The 2,755-nt window shown below is 71.3% G+C and carries 3 protein-coding genes; 1 reads left to right on the forward strand and 2 read right to left on the reverse strand.

Annotated elements, in window-relative coordinates; genetic code table 11:
* Positions 1–408: 408 nt before the first annotated feature.
* Entirely contained in the window at positions 409–615 is a 207-nt protein-coding gene (locus ACWCYO_RS40520; RefSeq protein WP_449787031.1) for a DUF5958 family protein, read from the reverse strand.
* A 324-nt stretch (positions 616–939) separates the two neighbouring features.
* Complete coding sequence (locus tag ACWCYO_RS40525; RefSeq protein WP_449787032.1) at positions 940–1,908, reverse strand: extracellular catalytic domain type 1 short-chain-length polyhydroxyalkanoate depolymerase; 969 nt, start codon at positions 1,906–1,908, stop codon at positions 940–942.
* Positions 1,909–2,028: 120 nt separating this feature from the next.
* On the opposite strand from ACWCYO_RS40525, the gene ACWCYO_RS40530 reads away from it, so the two are divergent.
* The gene (locus ACWCYO_RS40530; RefSeq protein WP_449787033.1) at positions 2,029–2,256 is read left to right on the forward strand and encodes a hypothetical protein; all 228 of its coding nucleotides are present in this window, start codon (positions 2,029–2,031) and stop codon (positions 2,254–2,256) included.
* Positions 2,257–2,755: the final 499 nt, after the last annotated feature.

Below are 2,755 nucleotides of genomic sequence, written 5' to 3' on the forward strand. Positions count from 1 at the left end.
TTTCGGTGAACCAGAGGTTGCCGTCGGATCCGGTGGTGATGTCCAGCGGGCTCGAATCGGTGGTCGGAATCGCGTACTCGGTGATCGAACCGCCGAAGAACACCCGAGCCATGATCAGAGCCACCACTGACACTGGCGGCGTCACAAGACCAGCGCCAGAGCCCGTAATTCCCCCGGGGCAAACGTCACGTGATTCCCCACCCTCTCGCGTTGGAGATCAACTGGGCGGAGGCCTCTCGGCAGGGCCCTGGGACGTTTCGGACCCGGATGGCCGGCCGAGCGCGAACGTGCGGGCGTGACCCGAGGCCGGCCTGGACCGGCTCGCGATCCGTGCGTCTGCGGCGGCACCTACGCCATGACACCGGTGGCGCCCAGCGCGACTTCAGGAGTCCACCCGACGGCCGGTGATCACGCGGTGGCCGTTTCAATGCTCGCTGCGGTGCTCAGATGGTGCCAGCCATGCCTGCACCCGCTGGCGCAGAAGCGGACCCGCCGCCGCTCATCAGCGACGCCAAGGAGCGCGACCAGCAGCCGGAAGGACTTGATCCGCTCGTCCTGCGGAAGATGGATGATCTTCGTCAGTTGCTCGGTGAGACGTCCTCGCGTAACCAACACGGCTGGGGTGTGGGTGGGCCGGATGCCAGATCTGCGGATGCTCTCCGGCCATCCTCGCTGGTTGCGCGGGCCTGGATACAAAACCCTGCCAGATCGCGCAGCCCGCTCTGCTCCGTCCATGAGCTCGGCGAGATCCCGCTGCTCCGGTGAACCGTGAGCTGCACCGGCCAGGGCCGAAGTCCCTTCACGCGACACGCGGTGCGCGGGCAGGGCCCGGGATCCCTCCTCGCCCGTGCGTTCCCCACCAGGCGCACGCGGTCCGGACCCGCCCTTGCCGGGAGGGCGGGACCGGTGAACGCGCGAGCGGCGGCTTCGCTCCGTTCGTCACCACCCGCCCGGGTGTGCCGGCCGGTCGAGCGGGTGCCGGGTGAAGAACTCCCACATGACCGCGGTCGCCGAGATCGTCTGTGTGGTGTGCCCCGGGCCGCTGGGCGCCACCGCTCCGGGCCAGGTGTGGCCGCCGCCGATGACCTGGTAGTGGGTGACTTCGGTGCCCCGGACGCACGGCGTCCAGTCGAACTCGACCACGTCCGAGCCGATGCTGCGCCGGCTTTCCGCCGAACACCGGTCCTTGTCGGTCCAGGTGCTCAGCCACTGGGCGATCGAAGGGTACTGCTCGCCGTGGCTGGTTCCCCCGTCGTAGTGGATGACCGGGTCCGCGGTGCCGTGGAACTCGAGCATCGGCACGGGCGGGCTCGTCCGGCAGCCTTGCGTCGTCTCCGGGTAGTAGGCGCCCGCGACGGGTGCGAAGGCGGCGATCCGGCGCGGCAGCCGGCAGGCGAGCAGGGCGGTGAAGCCGCCGCCGTTCGACTTGCCGGTCGCGTAGATCCGGCCCTGGTCCACGCAGAACTGCTGCTGCGTCCGGGCGAGCAGGTCCTGGACGAACCGTACGTCGTCGACGCCCGACGAGTAGGGCGCGCCTTCCCAGGACGTCTCGCCGTTGGTTCCGATGGTCCCCTCGGGGTACAGCACGATGGCGTCCAGGGCCGACAGACCGCTGTACGACTCGATCTGCGTGTCGCTCTCACCGGAACCGTGGAAGGCCAGGACCAACGGCGTCCGATCGGCGCTCCGGTAGCCGGCGGGTACGTGGACGAGGTAGCTCCGCTGCTGCCCGCCGGACGTCAGCGTCAGCGCCGCGGTCTCACCCGGAGCGACCGGCGGCGGGGTCAGACAGCCGGCCGAGGCGGGGGAAGCCGTCTGATCGACGGCCGTTCCCGGTTGTGGCACGCCGGCGGCCGCGCCGCAACAGGCGAGGCTCAGCAGCGCGGCGAGGACAGGGATTCGCAACATGATCGGCATCTCCGTCTGTGGACTGGTCGGTACAGGTCAGTAGGCATCGCCCGCAACAGCATCCGCCGCGCCCCGGAGCAGACGACGTATTGCCCGACCCGCACTCAGAGGGTGTCGGGCATGGGCCCGGTCTCCCCGCTCGGCCGACTGGTCGACCGGATCCGTTTCTCAACCAACCACCTGTTCGTCCACCGCGAGGCAGGCTCCCAGCACCTGGCCGCCCGGCGCAGCGACATGATCCAGGTTGTTGGGTTCGTGGACCGCCGGGTCCAGTCGTGGTTCGCCTCGGTTGAGCGGGTCCACGAAGTGGTGAAGGTTCGGCCGGAGCCCGATGTGCCCGCGTGTTGAGGCGAGGGCGAAGCGGGGCCTACCGGCCGGGCAAAGGGATGGACAGAAAGGGGTTGCCGCATTTACCGTCCGCCCGAAAACGGCCTCTGAACTGCGTAAACGCGCGGGGACGGCCGGAAGCGGCGGGGTACCTACGGTGGTAGCTGCGGTGGTACCCACGGTGGCGTCTGCGGTGGTACCTACGTGCCCTCGCCGCGGCGCCGGAAGCAGCCGGTTCGGCCGGCCCCGGGGCGGCGCGGACGGCTTCCCCGCACGCGCACAGTCCCTGCGGTGCTACCTACGTTCGGTCGCCGCCCCGCCCCGGCCCGCGTTCAGACGGCGGCGTGCCGGGTCAGCGCGTCCAGGAGGGTGGTCTGCTGCTCGGATCGGCGCCGCCACCGCGAGCGGCGCCCACACCCCGCCGCGGGGGGGGCGGCGCGCGGGGGGGGGGGGGGGGGGGGCGCGCCCCCGCGGGCCCCCCCCCTCGGGCCCCCCCCCCCCCCGCCCGCGCCCGAGCGGG

The sequence above is a fragment of the Kitasatospora sp. NPDC001683 genome, assembly GCF_053596495.1.

Bases quoted from the DNA above. Each gene is read 5' to 3' on its own strand.
- ACWCYO_RS40525 (WP_449787032.1), bottom strand. From the start codon at position 1,908: ATGTTGCGAATCCCTGTCCTCGCCGCGCTGCTGAGCCTCGCCTGTTGC.
- ACWCYO_RS40530 (WP_449787033.1), top strand. From the start codon at position 2,029: ATGGGCCCGGTCTCCCCGCTCGGCCGACTGGTCGACCGGATCCGTTTC.